The organism is Actinoplanes lobatus, assembly GCF_014205215.1.
Lineage (GTDB): Bacteria > Actinomycetota > Actinomycetes > Mycobacteriales > Micromonosporaceae > Actinoplanes > Actinoplanes lobatus.
Genome location: NZ_JACHNC010000001.1, coordinates 3,593,164 through 3,608,789, shown reverse-complemented (window position 1 = coordinate 3,608,789; position 15,626 = coordinate 3,593,164). Strand labels below are relative to the sequence as shown.

Sequence of the window (15,626 nt, the reverse complement as noted above, 5' to 3'; positions counted from 1 at the left end):
GCGTTTGCGCCGGTTTTAATTAGGACGGTTTCGTACCGTCAGTTCGCTCAGGTCAGCGCTTTGCCGCGCTGCAAAACTGAGACCGGCGCCACCTTCGAATCGAGAGCCGTGATCAGATCGCCGAGGCGGTCCAGCAGCTCGCCGTCGATCGGCAGGTCCGCGACACTGCGCCTGATCCCGGCGTCCACCCGGTCGTGCAGGCGGCGGCCCCGGGCGGCCAGGTGCACCCGGATGCGCCGCCGGTCGACGTCGTCGCCGCGGCGGTAGACGAGGTTCTCCTCGACCAGGTGGTCGATCAGCCGGGTGAGGCTGCCCGGTGGCAGGAAGCTGAGCTCGGACAGCTCGGTCATGAAGTGGCCCCGGCCGTCGGCCAGGACCGAGACGACCCGCCACGCGTCCATCGAGCAGCGCTCGGCGTCGAGGATGGTGGCCAGCCGGCGGGAGAGCAGCCGTTCGGCGCGAGTGAGCAGGTACATGAGGTCCGTGGATCCCCGCATCGTCGGGATGTTACCCAACTCCGACGCTTATCCTTTTCGGTTCGGGGCGGCGATGTTGCAACATGAGGCCCATGACGTCGTTCGACGTGGCCCTGGTCGTACCGTTGCGTGGCCCGGCCGGGATCTTCGGGCCGAGCGCCGAACTCTGCGCGCAACTCGCCGCCGAGGAAATCAACCGGGCGGGCGGCGTCCTCGGCCGGGAGCTGCGCCTGGTGCCGGTCGACGGTAGCGCCGCCCCACAGGTGGTGGCCGACGAGGTGGCCGCGCTCGCCGACACCGGCGCGGTGCAGGGTGTCACCGGCTGGCACATCTCGACGGTCCGGCAGGCAGTGGCGCCGCGGGTGGCCGGGCGGGTCCCCTACGTCTACACCGCGCTCTACGAGGGCGGTGAGCGGGCCGAGGGCGTCTACCTCACCAGCGAGACCCCGGACGTGCAGCTGTTCCCGGCGATGAGCCTGCTCGGCGACGAACGCGCGGCCCGGAAGTGGTACATCGTCGGCAACGACTACGTCTGGCCGCGCCGCACCGCGCTGGCCGCCCGGCGGTACGCGGCCGCCGCCGGGCTGAGCGTCGCCGGCGAGAGTTACGTGCCGCTGGGGTCGCACGACTTCTCGGGTGTGCTACGGCGGATCGAGCACTCCGGCGCCGACGCGGTGCTGATGCTGCTGGTCGGCACGGACGCGGTCCGGTTCAACCGGGCCTTCGGACGTTCCGGGCTGGCCGCGCGCTGCCTGCGGCTGAGCACCCTGATGGACGAGAACATGCTGCTGGCCAGCGGCGCACCGGCAACCCACGACCTGTTCAGCACGGCCGGGTTCTTCGCCTCCATGGTCACCCCGGAGAATCTGGAGTTCCACGGGCGGTACGCGGCCCGGTTCGGTCCCGAGGCGCCGCCGCTGGGCAGTCTCGGTGAGTCCTGTCACGAGGGCGTGCTGTTGCTCGCCGCCCTGGTCGAGCGGGCCGGCGGCGTCGACCCGCGGGCGATCGGGGCGAACGCCGAGTCGGTGTCCTACGAGGGCCCGCGCGGGCTGCTGCGGTTGCGCCGACGGCACGTGAACCAGCGCGTCTATCTGGCCGAGGCCAAGGGCGTGGAGTTCGACGTCCTCACCCAGCTGCCCTGACCCCAGGAGCGATGTCAGGACTGTGCCATCGCCGCTGCAGCCTCGCGGATCGTGGCAGAACTTTGACATGAACTTTCCCAAGGTCTCCGCTCGCTTCCAGGAGATTCACATCAGCGCCGATGTGTCGGCTACAGAGTTGGAACAGTTCAGAAATGTCAGAGCAATGACTCACGGCCAATCTGCTCTCACACGCAGCAACCGGTAGCACCTGACCGGCGACTCGCCCTGGCACGCCCCCTTGACCAGGAACGGAGCACCTATATATGTCCACCACCAGTAAGCGGTTGCGTACGCTGATGGCCACCGGAGCCATCGGGACGTCCATGGCCCTCGTGCTCGCCGGCTGCGGCGCGAAGGCCGGCGAGGAGACGGCCGCCAGCGCGGCCTCCCCGGCAGCCAGCTGCGTCGACACCTCGGGCAGCACCGTCAAGCTCGGCTTCCTCAACTCGCTGACCGGCGGCATGGCGATCTCCGAGAAGACCGTCTCCAACGTGCTGCACATGGCCGCCGACGAGATCAACGCCGCGGGCGGCATTCTCGGCAAGAAGATCGAGTACATCCAGGAGGACGGCGCCACCGACTGGCCCACCTTCGCGGAGAAGACCGAGAAGCTGCTCACCCAGGACTGCGTCGCCGCGATCTTCGGCGGCTGGACCTCGTCCTCCCGCAAGGCCGTCAAGCCGGTCGTCGAGAAGAACAACGGTCTCTTCTTCTACCCGGTGCAGTACGAGGGCCTCGAGTCGTCGCCGAACATCTACTACACCGGCGCGACCACCAACCAGCAGATCATCCCGGCGATGGACTTCCTCGCCTCCCAGGGTGTGAAGAAGCTGTTCCTCGCCGGCAGCGACTACGTCTTCCCGCGCACCGCGAACGCGATCATCAAGCTGTACGCGGCCAAGCTCGGCATCGAGATCGTCGGTGAGGAGTACGTGCCGCTCGACAAGGACGACTGGACCAGCCAGGTGGCGAAGATCGTGGCGGCCAAGCCCGACTTCATCTTCAACACCATCAACGGCTCGTCGAACGTCGGCTTCATCAAGGCGTACTACGACGCTGGTCTCACCGCCGCGACGACGCCGATCATCTCGGTGTCGATCGCCGAGGAGGAGGCCCCGGCGATGGGCCACGAGGTGTCCGGTCAGTACGCGTCCTGGAACTACTTCCAGTCGCTCAAGACCGAGACCAACCCGAAGTTCATCGAGAGCTGGAAGGCCTACCCCAGCAGCAGCGGTGTCACCTCCGACCCGATGGAGGCCGCCTACATCTCGATGTACCTGTACAAGGCGCTCGTCGAGGCGGCCGGCTCGTTCGACGTCGACGCGGTGAACGCCGCGGCGAAGAAGAACACCATCACGTTCGACGCGCCGGAGGGCAAGGTCACGCTTGACGGCGAGAACCACCACATCTCCAAGCCCGGCCACATCGGAAAGATCAACTCCAGCAACCAGTTCGACATCGTCTGGGCCTCGGACAAGTTCATCGAGCCGGACCCGTACCTCGAGGGCTACGACTGGTTCCCGGCGGACATCCGCAAGCAGCTGGTGGACGCGGCGGGCTGATCGCCCGCAGGGGGGTCGCGTGCCGCCCGCGGCACGCGACCCCTCCCTCCTCTGTAGAGACGCTAGAGAGAGCGAATGCACGTGGACGCACTGATAGCACCGCTGCTGAACGGCAGCGCACAGGGCGCGCTGCTCCTGCTCGCCGCGCTGGGCCTCTCGCTCACCTTCGGCCAGATGGGCGTGATCAACATGGCCCACGGCGAGTTCCTCATGATCGGCGCCTTCGCCGCCTACCTCGTCCAGCAGGTCATCACCGCCAGCGACCTGTCGATCCCGGTCGCGCTGCCGGTCGCGTTCGTCGTCGCCGGCCTGTTCGGCCTCCTGCTGGAGGTCACCATCATCCAGTGGATGTACCGCAGGCCCCTCGACACCCTGCTCGTCACGGTCGGTGTCGGCCTTATCCTCCAGCAGGCGGCACTGCAGATCTTCCCGTCCCAGGGCGTCCCGGTGGAGAAGCCCGGCTGGCTCGACGGGCAGCTGAACATCCTCGGCTACGAATGGCCGCTCCGGCAGCTCTTCACCATCTTGCTCGCGACCGTCTGCGTCGCAGCGCTGTCGGCCTGGCTCAAATACACCTCGTTCGGCCGCCGCATCCGGGCCACCGTGCACAACCGGGACCTCGCCGAGACCTCGGGGATCTCCACCCGCACCGTCGACCGTCTCACCTTCTTCACCGGGTCCGGTCTGGCCGGGGTCGCCGGCGTGGCGGCGTCGCTCATCGGCGGCACGAACTCGCAGATGGGCGCGCAGTACATCATCCCGGCCTTCCTCGTCGTCGCCGCCGGTGGCATCGGCCAGCTCAAGGGCACCATCATCGCCGCGTGGGCGGTGGGCGTCGCCCTCTCGTACTTCGCCTACTGGACCACCGGCAGCCTGGCGCAGGTGCTCGCCTTCATCCTCGTGATCGTCTTCCTGCAGCTGCGCCCGCAGGGCCTGTTCACGGTGCGAACCAGGAGTCTGGCATGACCAAGCCTTGGATCTCCCTCAGCGGCATCGGGGTGTTCGCCGTGCTGCTCCTCGGGGTAGCCCCCTTCGTGCTCACCGATCACTGGCTCAACAACCTCGGCAAGTACTGCTGCTGGGCGATCGTCGCCGTCGGCATCGGCCTCGTGTGGGGCCGAGGCGGGATGCTGGTGATGGGCCAGGGCGTGTTCTTCGCCCTCGGCGCCTACTCGATGGCCATGCACCTCACGCTGGAGACCGCGGGTGACCGGATCCCCGGGTTCATGGTGCTCTACGACCCGCTCGCGCCGCTCCCGGCGTTCTGGGAGCCGTTCCGCAGCGCGGGGTTCACCCTGCTGGCGATCGTGGTGCTCCCGGTGGTCCTGGCCGGCGTCCTCGGCTACGCGCTGTTCAAGCGCCGGGTGAAGGGCGCATACTTCGCGATCCTGACGCAGGCGCTCGCGGTCGCGCTGGCCATCCTGATCAGCTCCACCATCCGCGAGACCGGTGGCGACACCGGGCTCAGCGACTTCAAGTACTTTTTCGGCTACGTGCTGAACGACCCGGCGAACAAACTCATGGTGTACCTCATCGCGGCCGGGCTCCTCGTCGTCTGCCTGCTCGCGGTGTGGCAGCTCTACCGCAGCCGGTTCGGTGAGCTCCTCGTCGCCACCCGGGACGCGGAGGAGCGCGTACGTTTCCTCGGCTACGACCCGGCCAACGTCAAGCTCGTCGCGTTCGTCGTATCCGCGCTGATGGCGAGCATCGGCGGGGCGATGTTCGTGCCCATCGTCGGCATCATCACCCCGGCCGAGATCGGCGCCGCCGCCTCGATCATGATGATCGCGGGTGTCGCCTTCGGCGGCCGCGCCTCGCTCTTCGGCCCCGCGCTCGGCGCGATGGCGGTCGGCTGGGGGCAGTCGAGCCTCGGCTCGACCTGGCCCGAGGGCTGGACCTACATCCTCGGTCTGCTCTTCGTCGTCGTCATCCTCTTCCTGCCGAACGGGCTGTCGTCGCTGCCCGCCCGGATCGCCGCCGCCCGCCGAAAGCCGGACGCCCAGCCCACCCCGGCGGCGGTCCCCACCGCCGCCGAACTTGAAGAGGTGCGGTCATGACCGACCGAATCCCGAGAGGGGGAACAGTCATGACCGAGGCTTCACTGGTCGTCACCGACCTCCGTGTCGAGTTCTCCGGTTTCGTCGCGGTCGGCGGTGTCTCCTTCGACGCGCATCCCGGCGAGGTTCGGTTCCTCATCGGCCCGAACGGCGCCGGCAAGACGACCTGCATCGACGCCATCACCGGGCTGGTCAAGGGCACCGGATCGGCGAAGCTCGGCGAGAAGGAACTGCTCGGCAGGCAGGTGCACAGGATCGTCCGCCTCGGGGTCGGCCGCACGTTCCAGACCGCGAGCGTCTTCGACGAGCTCACCGTGCTGCAGAACCTCGACATCGCCGCCGGGCGCCACCGCTCCTCCGCCTCGCTGCTGCGGTCCCGGCGTGGCACCGACCCGTCGATCGAGCTGGCGCTGGAGGAGACCGGGCTCACCGGTGAACTCGCCACGCCGGCCGGCATCCTGTCGCACGGCCAAAAACAGTGGCTGGAGATCGCGATGCTGCTCGTACAGGACGCGAAGGTGCTGCTGCTCGACGAGCCCGTCGCCGGCATGAGCCAGGACGAGCGCACCGCGACCGGCGAACTGCTGCAGCGCATCGCGGCAAAGCGGATCGTGCTCGTGGTCGAGCACGACATGGACTTCATGCGCCGCTACGCCACCCGCGTGACGGTGCTGCACCAGGGCAGGGTGCTCTCCCAGGGCACGGTGGCCGAGGTGCAGGCCGACCCCAGGGTGCAGGAGGTCTACCTCGGCACCGCAGACGCCATGACGGAGGGCTGACATGCTGGAACTCACCGACATCGAGGCCGGTTACGGGCGCACGCGGGTGCTGCACGGCGTGACGGTGCCGGCCGGCAAGGTGGTGGCCGTGCTCGGCCACAACGGCGCCGGCAAGACGACCCTGCTGCGTCTCGCGATCGGCCTGATCAAGCCGACCAAGGGCCGGGTGCTGTTCGACGGCGAGGACATCACGTCGCTCGCCCCCAACCGGCGCGTCGCTCGCGGCATGGCGTACGTGCCGCAGGGTCAGCAGTCGTTCGGCCAGCTCACCACGCTGGAGAATCTGCAGCTCGTGGCCGACGGGCGCCGGAACGGCAAAGCCCTGATCGACGCGCAGCTGGCCCGCTTCCCCGCCCTGGAGCAGTTCGCCACCCGGAAGGCGGGCCTGCTCTCCGGCGGACAGCGCCAGCAGCTCGCGATCGCCCGCGCCCTCATCACCCAGCCGAAGCTGCTCATCCTCGACGAACCCACCGAGGGCATCCAGCCCACGATCGTCGCCGAGATCGAGCAAACCATCATGCAGCTGGCCGAGGAGGGCATGCACGTGCTGCTCGTCGAACAGCACATCGGTTTCGCCCTGGAGGCCGCCGAGCGCTACGTCGTACTCGCCTCGGGTTTCGTCACACAGACCGGAGTGGGTGGCATGGCGGCAACCTCCACAGTGCGAGCCGCCATGGCGATCTGAGCAGGCATGACTCACACCTGCAACGCCGTCGTAACACTGGACGGCAAAATTTGGCCTGTGTCGACGGACAACGCGCGCGCGGCCGCAGAGGACAGTCTGGAGGACTACGCGTTCCGCTACGTGCCGCGCACCTTCCGGCGCTGGAGCGCGGCCTCCGTCGGCGCGACCGCACTGGGGTCCATCGCGTTCCTCGCCGACTTCTCGATCGGCGCGAGCATCGGCATCGACCACGGCACCTCCAACGCCGTGCTCGGCATCGTGTTCGCGTCGGTCATCATCCTCATCGTGGGTGTGCCGGTCGCCTACTACGCCGCGCGCTACAACCTCGACCTCGATCTCATCGCCCGTGGGTCGGGGTTCGGCTATTACGGCTCGATCATCACGACGGTGATCTTCGCAGGCTTCACCTGTATCTTCTTCGCCCTGGAGGGCGCCATCATGGCGCAGGGGCTGCGGGTGGCGACGGGGATGCCGCTGTGGCTCGGCTATCTCGTCTCGACCGTCGTGGTGATCCCGATCGTCATCTACGGCATGCGCGCGCTGGAGCGCCTGCAGTTCTGGACCACCCCTCTGTGGCTCGCCCTCGCCCTGCTGCCGCTGCTGTGGATCCTCGCCTCCGACCCCGAGGTGGTGAGCGCCTTCACGACGTTCACCGGCAACTCTGACGGATCGATCAGCTTCGGCGCCGTGGTGTCGAGCGCGGCCGTGTGTTTCGCCCTCGCCCCGCAGCTGGCCGAGCAGATCGACTACATCCGGGCCATGCCGCCGCGTACGCCGTCCAACACCCGCTCGTGGTGGACGTCGTTCGTGTTCGCCGGGCCGGGCTGGGTCGTCTTCAGCGGCACCAAGCAGGTGATCGGGGTGTTCCTCGCCGTCTACCTGCTGGTCCGGGTCGAGCCCACGCTCGGGCACCAGGCGACCGAGCCGGTCAAGCAGTTCGTGGAGATGTACCAGACCCTCGTCCCCGACTGGCTCGCGATCGTGCTCGCCCTGGTGCTCATCGTGGTCGCCCAGGTGAAGATCAACGTGACGAACGCCTACTCAGGCTCGCTCGCCTGGTCGAACGTCTTCACCAGGCTGGCGAAACACTACCCGGGCCGCACGATATTCGTCCTGTTCAACCTGGTGATCGCGTACGTGCTGATGATGCTGGACGTCTTCACCCTCATCTCCTTCGTGCTGAGCCTCTACGCGAACATCGTCATGGCCTGGCTCGTGACGATCGCCACCGACATCGCGATCAACAAGTGGGTGCTGCGCATCTCGCCGCGGTTCCCCGAGTTCCGCCGCGGCATGCTCCACGACTGGAACCCGGTCGGCCTGGCGTCGGTCGGGCTCGCCTCGGTGCTGTCGCTGCTCGCGTTCGCCGGGGTGTTCGGCGCCGACGTGAAGCCGCTCTCGGTGCTCATCGCGATCGGCGTCGCGTTCGTGGTGACGCCGGTCACCGCCCTCGCCACGCGCGGGCGGTACTACCTGCGACGCCGCTCCGACGGCATCGACTCCCCCCGCTTCGACGCCGACGGCAACCCCTCGGGCGAGCGGCTCCGCTGCCACGTCACCGGATACATGTTCGAGCGGCCGGATATGCTGGCCTCGGCCGAGAGGGGACCGCACGGCGAGATCCTGTACGTCTCGTCCCTGGCGCTCACGCTCGACGATTCCGATCGATACGTGCTCCCGCCGGAAGTCACCAGGCCTCAGCACTGGGCGGCCGCCCGAAAGAGGGAGACGTGATGGAGGAGCCGGTCGACACCGCGACCGCGATTCTCGCGAGTGCCGCGGTGCTGCTGCGCGAGCGCACGTTCGACGACATCTCCTACCGTGCCCTCGCCGACGAGGTCGGCATCTCCGAGCGCACGATCTATCGGCAGTACCCGACACGCGCCCACCTGCTCGCCGCCCTGTCGAACTGGATCGAGCAGGCCTGCTTCCCGCTGCCGCCGTTCGTGACGGTGTCCGACTTCTGCGCCGCCGTGCACGAGCGCTTCCGAGCCTTCGACACGTTGCCGGCGTACGCGTACGTCGGCGCCCGGGCGTCCGCGATCTCGCCGACGCTGGACACCGAGCCGGCCTACATCACCCGGGCGATCGAGGCGATGCTCGAGGTGGCGGCGCCGACGCTGAACCGGCGGGATCGCCTGCGGGTCGCGGCATCGCTGCGCTACTTCTCGTCCGCGATGTTCTGGGCCCGGCTGCGCACCGGCTTCGACCTGGACGCGGGCGAGATCTGCGAGGCGTTCGACCACGCGGTGGGCACCGTGCTCGCGCGCCTGCCGGAGGCGACGTGGGTGCGGCCGTGACCGGGTCCGCGGCGATCCCGGCGCGCAGCGGCACACAGGGGGCGATCCTCGCCGCCTACGCCGAGTTGATCGAGGAGCTCGGCAGCGACGACGTGTCGTACCGGGTCATCGCGCGCCGGGCCGGCATCGCCGAGCGCACGGTGTTCCGCAATTATCCGACCCGTGTCGACCTGCTGCTCGCGACCGCGGCCTGGATCGAGGCGACGCTGTTCGCCCGCGAGGAGTCGCACTCGATCTTCGACGTCCCTCTCGCGATCCGCGAGGCGATGCAGCGGTACAACGCGCGGCCGGAACTCGCCCACGTCGTCGCCGAGACGGCGATGCGCGGCGTGAGCGGTGCGGCGCCGTCGCCCGGCCGGGCGCAGCTGGAGCGGCTGCTGGACACCGCGGCGCCGTCCCTCGACCCGGCCCAGCGCCGGGCGGTCATCACGGCGTTGTCACATCTCGACTCGGTCGGAACCTGGGTGACGTTCCGCCGCGAGTTCGGGATGGACGGACGGGACATCGCCGACGCCGCCGCGTGGGCAGCGGAGGCGGTCCTCGACACCATCCGCGACCGCGTCACCCCTGTTTAGGCCAGTCACAGAGGAGGGGCCGATGACCGGCCCCTCCTCACATGTCACTCCGCGAGCAGCTTCTCCACGTCGGTCTTGATCTCGTTGAGCAGTGCCTCGCCGCGGGCGTGCTCACCGGGCACGTGGGCCAGGATGTTGCCGGCCTCCGCCAGGTACGGCGTGCTGCCGGGCTCGAAGTTGATGTTCCACTTCGTCTTCCACACCCGCTCGGCGGCCGTGGTGGCCGCCTTGTCGATCTGGGCGGCCAGCCACTTCTTGTCCGCTTCGGTCAGTGCCACGGGAATGTCCTCCAGTTGCCAGGATGCGGTCGAGGCTTCGTACCGTGTCTCGTACGAGGATGAGAAGTGCGCATGCTCGGTGTGCGCGTTGTCCCCGGTGTAGGAGCGCTGACGCCAGTTGTTCGACGCCTCCCAGATGCGCCGGTTGTAGATCACGTAGCGCAGCCGCTTCTCGGCGCCGCTGCGACAGCGGGCCACGATGTGCTGCACCACCTTCTCCATGGTCAGGTCCGACTCGCGCAGATCGACGTCGAGGTCGATGGCGTGCACCTCGTGCTTGGAATCCGCGTCTCTGATCGGGACGGTCCCGATCTCGTCGTCGTTGTGGTCGGAGCTTCGGCTCTGGTGCGCTACGTCACCGATCGTGCCGTCGCTCGTTGTGTCCCGGCCGGGTGCGATCCGGTTCAGCTCGGTGCGCAACTGGCCCAGACATGGCACCAGGATCCAGGTGGCCATCGGGCTCCCTTCGGTGGTTGCTGCCGCTCTGTCGCTTGTATATCTCCCGGTCCGGTGTCCCGGAAATCACCCGTTGCTGGTAAAGCAGTGCCATTCTGGCGAGCTGTGACGACCGTCACCATGTGAAACGACCGGGATAGACCACTTCGGCCAGTTCCTTCTGGCCGTCCGCGTTCGGATGAAAGTAGTCGAACTCACTCACCAGGTCGAGATCGAACCGGATCCGGTGCGCGGCGCCGCCGTCCCAGCGGCACCGGCCGCCGTACGCCCTGCACGCCTTCCGCAGCTCGGTGTTGTACGCCTCGATCCGGTCCCGGACCCGCTCCCGCCGCTGCTGGTCGGCCGCCGCGGTGGAGGCCGGTTCGGCCAGCATGGACGGACAGATCCCGCCACGGCTCCACACCGCGACCGCCTCGTCGCTCTCCCGGCCGACCTGCCACAGCCGGTACAGGTCCGGGATGCTGACCATCAGGACCCGGGACTTCGGCAGGCCCTTCTTCAGCCGGGCCAGCCCCGCACCGATCTCGTCACGGAAGGTGGCCACCGAGGTCATGTCCTCCACCCGGCGGGCACACGCGTCGTTGGCGCCGATCAGAATCGTCACATACTGGGGCTTCAGGTCGACCGCCCGGCGGGCCTGCCCGGCCAGCGCGTCGGCCTCGGCACCGGGCTCGGCGAGGTTGTCCGCCTCCCCCTTGATCTTCGGGTTCTTGTCCAGAATCCGGTCGTAGTGGCTGGCGATCGCCGAATTGTTCCCGGTCGACCAGGAATTGCGGGTGCACGCCACGTAGACGGCGCAGCTGCCCAGCCCCGCGGTGATCGAGTCGCCGAGCGCCACCATCGAGGCCGGATAGCCGGTGGCCGGTTTGGCACTGGTCCTCGTCGGCTTCGGCTGGGCGTTGCCACTGCCCTCGCAGGCCAGGGCGAACACGGCGAGCAGGGCCAGGACGACCACATGCCAACGGCGAGTCATGGTGCTCCATCCACTACAGAGAGCCCGCTGGGTCATCCCTCTAGCTTGCCTCCCGGAATCCGCCGACCCGGGAGGAGAGCGCCTGAAGCGGCGAAAGGCGGGCTCGCGCCCGCCTTTCGCATCGCATCGGTCAGCTGATCGCCACGTCGTCGAACCACACGGTCCCGGTGTTGTCGCCGGACTTGAGGTGCAGCTGCACCGCGTAGGCACCGGCCGGAGCGGCGACCGTCTCGACCACCAGCTTGGTCCAGCTGGTGTTGCCCGCCGGGAGACGGTTCGAGGTGTTCTGGCTGATCCACTTGCCGTCCGCGTCGAACCAGCTCAGCGCGATCTCGGTGATGCCGGTGGCGTTGACGCCGCGGGCGTACGCCTCGGCCCGCCAGCGGTAGCCGGGCTGCACCGGCGTGATCGGCGAGAGGACGAGGCCGGGCAGGCCGGAGGCGGTGCGGGTGGTGCCGGAGAAGCGCGCCGACTGGACCCCGGTACGGGCCATCTCGGTGGTGATCACGGCCGTACCCGCGTCGGGATTGGTCTTCCGCCACGGCGAGTCGATCGCCGCCGCCTCGAAGCTCAGGTTGAGGAGGCTGTTCGGCATCGGGGCCCCGGCGAAGGCGGTCTTGACGGCGGTGGCGGCCAGCTTCGGGGTGCCGTCGGCGCGGAACAGGCCGAACTTGTACTGGGCGGGCATCGTCGACACCACCGAGTTGGTGGGGATGGCGCCGTCCGAGAAGTCGTTCAGCGTCCACGGCGACACCGAGCCGATGCCGGCCTCGGTCGCGGCACGGAAGACCCGGGCCAGGTAGACGGCCTGCTCGCCCTCGCTGTAGACCGCGCTGCTGACACCGGTCTCACCGATCACGACGGGGGTCGGGGTGACGGCGTTCTGCGCCTTGCGGATCTCGGGGAGCGCCCGCTCCGAGTTGCCGTAGAAGTGGAAGTCGTAGTAGTCGAGCGGGCTGGCGGTCAGCGCCGACTTGAGCTGCGCCAAGCCGGCCGCGCCGGTGCCACCGTCGACCGAGAGGGCCAGCGGAAAGTTCGGGATCGCGGAACGGAACGCCGGGATGAACTGCTTCACCCAGGTCATCGCGGGTGCGTCGCCGGGCTGGATCTCGTTCTTCACCTCGACGGCGAGGACCCGCGGGTCGTCCGCGTACGGCGCCAGCACGGCCTTGGCCCAGGCGACGCTGCCGGCGACCTCGGAGTAGCCGGCCCACCAGTCGAAGAGGGTCACCTTGACGGTGAGCCCGTGCGCGTCGGCGATGCTGATGAACTTGCGCAGCTTCTCGGTGTACTCCGCCTTCGGCGCCGGGAAGCCGAACACCGAGGGGAAGACGATCACCCGGACGTTGTCGGCGCCGAGTTCCGCCGCCTTGGCCAGGTCGGCGTCGATCCGGACCGCGTCGAAGCCGGTCCACATGGCCGACCAGCCGCCGTTCGACGGGTAGTAGTTGATCGACTTGGCCGACTTCACCCCGGCGAGCCGGTCAGCCAGGGTGGTCGAGGTCAGCGTCATCGCGTCCGTCTGTCCCGCGGCAAGAGCGGGCGCCGCCGAGAGACCGAGGCCCATCAGCACGGACGAGGCGACGACAGCGGCGCGGACGCGGAAACGGCGCAAGGGAACTCCGCCTCTCTCGAGGTTGCTTTTCGGTGTGGACCCTCCCTTTCGGCGGCCGCGCCGCTCGCTGCAAAGTTTGGCTCAATGCAGAAAGGTTGCAAATGGGGTACCCGCCGCGGGATTACCGGCCCGTGGTGGCCCGGTACCCCCACCGGAGGTTGCCGATCGGTAGCGCACTGCCCGATCGGGTGCAACGCCCCGCGAAACCCCACGGGCTCTCCGCCCCGGATGGTGAGGTGGCCGAGAAACCCGACTCCGACAGCAAGGTGAACCACCCGTGGGCTGGAACAGCCGGAAACGACACAAGGTGAAGCGGTTGGCGGCAGGCCGGCCCCGCATCCCGGCCCAACGGCCGGTCACCGACACCCTGCTCGATCTCGACACCGGGGCCTGTCTCCGGCTGGCATCGAGCACCGACCCGCGCGAGGTCGACCGAACGCTGCTCGCGGCCCTGCACGGCGAGATCGAGCGGGCCGGACAACGCGGATGGCAGACGTCCGAGATGGTCCGGGCGGTACGGCGCGAGCACAGCGCCCGGCACAGCCGGCTCGTCACCGGGCCGGAACCGCTGCCCGAGTGGGCGGACCGCAACGGGCTCGACCGGACCGACGCCATCGAGTCGATCCTCCAGGTGCTGCGCCTGCTCACGTCGATGCCGCGGGTCGGGCCGGTCAGCCCGGCGCCGGCCGGTGAGCCGGGCCGGCAACTGCTGGACCGGGTACGGGGACTGCTGGCCGAGGCCGAGGGCACCGACGACGCCGAGATCGCGGAGGCCCGCACCCTGGCGGCACAGGAACTGCTCCGGGAGAACACCGGGGACGGGCGCACGGGTGGGCGGCGGATCGCCGTGGACAACCCGTACGAGCAGCCGAAGGCACAGCTGCTGTGTGCGGTGGCCGCGGCGAACGGCTGTCACGCCGTCTGGATGCAGGAGTTCGGCGTGGTCGACGTCACCGGGCCGGTGACCGGCCTGTACGCCACCGAGCTGCTGTTCGGTTCGCTGCTGGCGCAGGCGGCCCGGGCCATGAACCTGGTCGACTCGAAGAGCCGTACGGTCCGGCAGTCCTTCCTGACCGCGTACGCCGAGCGGATCGCGGACCGGCTCGGCGCGCCCGCGGAATTCAAGATCTCCGGCTGAACCGCCCGCCGCCCCGAGCCGTGTTACCGGACGGCAGGTCAACGAGCGGCTACAGGAGGAATAGTGACGGTTCCGGCACGCCCATTGGTCCTCGGCGGCATCGTGCAAGCAACCGTCCTGCTCCTGCTGGGAGCCACCGTCGGGCTCGGGGCGGCGGGCTGGCTGGCCGGGATCGTCTTCGCGGCCGGTACGTGGACGCTGCTGGGCCGTTCCCTGGAGCACCACCACGGCCACCGCTGGGGGCACGCCGACACCGTCACCTTCGGCCGGCTGATCCTGACCGGCGGGGTGATCGCCCTCACCGCCGACGCGGTCGCCGGGAACACCCACCACGTCGCGCTGATCGGGCTGGCCGCGGTGTCCCTGGCGTGTGACGGCCTGGACGGCCAGATCGCCCGGCGGACCGGCACCACCTCGGAGTTCGGTGCCCGGTTCGACATGGAGGCCGACTCGGTCCTGGCCATCGCGCTGAGTGTCTACCTGGGCACCACGCTGGGCTGGTGGGCGGTCGGCATCGGCCTCTTCCGGTACGCCTACGTGCTCGCGTCCTACCCGATGCCCTGGCTGAACGGCGCGCTGCCGCCGCGGTTCTCCCGCAAGGTGGTGGCCGCCTCACAGGGCGCCGTCCTGGTGGTGACGAGCGCCGGCCTGCTGCCGGTCCCGCTGGCGCAGGCCTGCATCGCGGTCAGCATCGCCTCGCTGGTCTGGTCGTTCGGCAAGGACGTCCGCTGGCTGTGGCAGCGGGAGTCGCTGCGCCGCGAGGCCCCCTGGTGGAGCGGATCCCGCCAGGCGGAACCCGCCGCCACCACCGTGTAGGGCTCAGCGGCAGTAGACGTCGCCGGCGTTCGCCTCGTGCGGCAGCTCCCGGACGTGGGTGGCCATCTCCTCCCGGCCCACCCACTCCGGGAAGGTCATCGACATCGACTCGCCCATCGCGATGTTGAACTCCTTGAAACCGAGCCCGGTGACCCGGTCGAGACAGCGCAGCGCCACTTCCCGTTCAATTGTCGTGAATTCGAAGGACAGCGCCGGAACGGAACGGGTCAGACCCGAGAGAACCGTTTCCTCGAACCCTTCGACGTCAATTTTCACGAATGCCGGAATCCCCTGTTCGGCGATCAGTGAATCGAGTGTCACGGACCGGACCCGGAACTGCTCGTCCCACACCTGACCCTGCCAGCCGTCGGCCCCGTCGGCGGCCCGGACGAAGTCGCTGGACGCCGTGGACACCGTGGGATTCGCCGAGTTGACGTAGAAGTCGACCGTCCCGGCGGACCCGCCGCACACCGCCGGAATCGCCACCACATCGTCGTCACCAGCGTAGATCTCCCGGATCGCACGCAGGCAGAGCGGCTGTGGCTCCACCGCGACGACCCTCGCCCCGAGCCGCCGGAAACTCCCGATCCGGTCCCCCACGTGCGCCCCGACGTCGAAGACCAGATCGCCGGGACCCACGAAACGCGCGTAGAACGCGTCCAGCGCCGCGTCGTGCTCCGCATTTCCGTAGTAGAAACCGAGCGACCGGTGAATGGGCGAGGCCGCCGGATCGGCTTTGAGCGAGTCGAGCGCGTCACGGTTGAATTGCATACC

General features: G+C 68.8%; 16 protein-coding genes. 11 read left to right on the top strand and 5 right to left on the bottom strand.

Annotation, left to right across the window (positions count from 1 at the left end; translation table 11 throughout):
• Nucleotides 1-47 precede the first annotated feature (47 nt).
• Nucleotides 48-497: a MarR family winged helix-turn-helix transcriptional regulator gene (locus BJ964_RS17020; protein WP_188121571.1), complete on the bottom strand. Its 450-nt coding sequence runs from the start codon at nucleotides 495-497 to the stop codon at nucleotides 48-50.
• Between the two features lie 71 nt (nucleotides 498-568).
• On the opposite strand from BJ964_RS17020, the gene BJ964_RS17015 reads away from it, so the two are divergent.
• From BJ964_RS17015 to BJ964_RS16975, 9 genes are all read left to right on the top strand, one after another.
• A complete protein-coding gene (locus tag BJ964_RS17015) occupies nucleotides 569-1,618 on the top strand; it encodes a substrate-binding domain-containing protein (protein ID WP_229807109.1) in 1,050 nt (349 codons plus the stop codon).
• A 263-nt stretch (nucleotides 1,619-1,881) separates the two neighbouring features.
• Complete coding sequence (urtA, locus tag BJ964_RS17010) at nucleotides 1,882-3,180, top strand: urea ABC transporter substrate-binding protein (RefSeq protein ID WP_183226149.1); 1,299 nt, start codon at nucleotides 1,882-1,884, stop codon at nucleotides 3,178-3,180.
• A 75-nt stretch (nucleotides 3,181-3,255) separates the two neighbouring features.
• Nucleotides 3,256-4,146 (top strand): urea ABC transporter permease subunit UrtB, encoded by an 891-nt coding sequence (urtB, locus tag BJ964_RS17005; protein ID WP_221246213.1) that lies wholly within the window; start codon nucleotides 3,256-3,258, stop codon nucleotides 4,144-4,146.
• Nucleotides 4,143-5,237: an urea ABC transporter permease subunit UrtC gene (gene urtC, locus BJ964_RS17000; protein ID WP_188121569.1), complete on the top strand. Its 1,095-nt coding sequence runs from the start codon at nucleotides 4,143-4,145 to the stop codon at nucleotides 5,235-5,237. The genes urtB and urtC overlap by 4 nt, the downstream gene beginning before the upstream one ends.
• Before the next feature lie 29 nt (nucleotides 5,238-5,266).
• Nucleotides 5,267-6,016 (top strand): urea ABC transporter ATP-binding protein UrtD, encoded by a 750-nt coding sequence (gene urtD / locus BJ964_RS16995; RefSeq protein WP_188121568.1) that lies wholly within the window; start codon nucleotides 5,267-5,269, stop codon nucleotides 6,014-6,016.
• A 1-nt stretch (nucleotide 6,017) separates the two neighbouring features.
• Nucleotides 6,018-6,701, top strand: coding sequence for an ATP-binding cassette domain-containing protein (locus tag BJ964_RS16990; protein ID WP_188121567.1), 684 nt, complete (start codon nucleotides 6,018-6,020; stop codon nucleotides 6,699-6,701).
• A 6-nt stretch (nucleotides 6,702-6,707) separates the two neighbouring features.
• Nucleotides 6,708-8,435 (top strand): purine-cytosine permease family protein, encoded by a 1,728-nt coding sequence (locus BJ964_RS16985; protein WP_203832860.1) that lies wholly within the window; start codon nucleotides 6,708-6,710, stop codon nucleotides 8,433-8,435.
• Entirely contained in the window at nucleotides 8,435-9,001 is a 567-nt protein-coding gene (locus BJ964_RS16980) for a TetR/AcrR family transcriptional regulator (protein WP_188121566.1), read from the top strand. The genes BJ964_RS16985 and BJ964_RS16980 overlap by 1 nt, the downstream gene beginning before the upstream one ends.
• Nucleotides 8,998-9,576: a TetR/AcrR family transcriptional regulator gene (locus BJ964_RS16975; protein WP_188121565.1), complete on the top strand. Its 579-nt coding sequence runs from the start codon at nucleotides 8,998-9,000 to the stop codon at nucleotides 9,574-9,576. The genes BJ964_RS16980 and BJ964_RS16975 overlap by 4 nt, the downstream gene beginning before the upstream one ends.
• Nucleotides 9,577-9,620: 44 nt before the next feature.
• Here the strand turns inward: BJ964_RS16975 and BJ964_RS16970 are convergent, their stop codons facing one another.
• The 3 genes from BJ964_RS16970 to BJ964_RS16960 form a co-directional block, all read right to left on the bottom strand.
• Nucleotides 9,621-10,310 (bottom strand): hypothetical protein, encoded by a 690-nt coding sequence (locus BJ964_RS16970; protein WP_188121564.1) that lies wholly within the window; start codon nucleotides 10,308-10,310, stop codon nucleotides 9,621-9,623.
• A 115-nt stretch (nucleotides 10,311-10,425) separates the two neighbouring features.
• Nucleotides 10,426-11,283, bottom strand: coding sequence for a GDSL-type esterase/lipase family protein (locus BJ964_RS16965; RefSeq protein WP_188121563.1), 858 nt, complete (start codon nucleotides 11,281-11,283; stop codon nucleotides 10,426-10,428).
• Nucleotides 11,284-11,413: 130 nt separating this feature from the next.
• Nucleotides 11,414-12,898: a cellulase family glycosylhydrolase gene (locus BJ964_RS16960; protein ID WP_188121562.1), complete on the bottom strand. Its 1,485-nt coding sequence runs from the start codon at nucleotides 12,896-12,898 to the stop codon at nucleotides 11,414-11,416.
• A gap of 316 nt (nucleotides 12,899-13,214) precedes the next feature.
• Here BJ964_RS16960 and BJ964_RS16955 point away from each other — a divergent pair, with 316 nt between their 5' ends.
• Complete coding sequence (locus BJ964_RS16955; RefSeq protein WP_188121561.1) at nucleotides 13,215-14,036, top strand: hypothetical protein; 822 nt, start codon at nucleotides 13,215-13,217, stop codon at nucleotides 14,034-14,036.
• A 63-nt stretch (nucleotides 14,037-14,099) separates the two neighbouring features.
• Nucleotides 14,100-14,852 carry a CDP-alcohol phosphatidyltransferase family protein gene (locus tag BJ964_RS16950; protein WP_203832861.1) on the top strand — a complete coding sequence of 251 codons (753 nt, stop codon included), beginning with the start codon at nucleotides 14,100-14,102 and terminating at the stop codon, nucleotides 14,850-14,852.
• 3 nt (nucleotides 14,853-14,855) lie between these two features.
• On the opposite strand, the gene BJ964_RS16945 is transcribed toward BJ964_RS16950, so the two are convergent.
• On the bottom strand, nucleotides 14,856-15,623 hold the full coding sequence (locus BJ964_RS16945; RefSeq protein WP_188121560.1) for an FkbM family methyltransferase: 768 nt from the start codon (nucleotides 15,621-15,623) through the stop codon (nucleotides 14,856-14,858).
• Nucleotides 15,624-15,626: the final 3 nt, after the last annotated feature.

Excerpts from the sequence above, each read along its gene's own strand:
- BJ964_RS16980 (WP_188121566.1), top strand. The coding sequence starts at position 8,435 with ATGGAGGAGCCGGTCGACACCGCGACCGCGATTCTCGCGAGTGCCGCG.
- BJ964_RS16985 (WP_203832860.1), top strand. The coding sequence starts at position 6,708 with ATGACTCACACCTGCAACGCCGTCGTAACACTGGACGGCAAAATTTGG.
- BJ964_RS16990 (WP_188121567.1), top strand. The coding sequence starts at position 6,018 with ATGCTGGAACTCACCGACATCGAGGCCGGTTACGGGCGCACGCGGGTG.
- BJ964_RS16970 (WP_188121564.1), bottom strand. The coding sequence starts at position 10,310 with ATGGCCACCTGGATCCTGGTGCCATGTCTGGGCCAGTTGCGCACCGAG.
- urtA (WP_183226149.1), top strand. The coding sequence starts at position 1,882 with ATGTCCACCACCAGTAAGCGGTTGCGTACGCTGATGGCCACCGGAGCC.
- urtC (WP_188121569.1), top strand. The coding sequence starts at position 4,143 with ATGACCAAGCCTTGGATCTCCCTCAGCGGCATCGGGGTGTTCGCCGTG.
- urtB (WP_221246213.1), top strand. The coding sequence starts at position 3,256 with ATGCACGTGGACGCACTGATAGCACCGCTGCTGAACGGCAGCGCACAG.
- BJ964_RS16945 (WP_188121560.1), bottom strand. The coding sequence starts at position 15,623 with ATGCAATTCAACCGTGACGCGCTCGACTCGCTCAAAGCCGATCCGGCG.
- urtD (WP_188121568.1), top strand. The coding sequence starts at position 5,267 with ATGACCGAGGCTTCACTGGTCGTCACCGACCTCCGTGTCGAGTTCTCC.
- BJ964_RS17020 (WP_188121571.1), bottom strand. The coding sequence starts at position 497 with ATGCGGGGATCCACGGACCTCATGTACCTGCTCACTCGCGCCGAACGG.
- BJ964_RS17015 (WP_229807109.1), top strand. The coding sequence starts at position 569 with ATGACGTCGTTCGACGTGGCCCTGGTCGTACCGTTGCGTGGCCCGGCC.
- BJ964_RS16965 (WP_188121563.1), bottom strand. The coding sequence starts at position 11,283 with ATGACTCGCCGTTGGCATGTGGTCGTCCTGGCCCTGCTCGCCGTGTTC.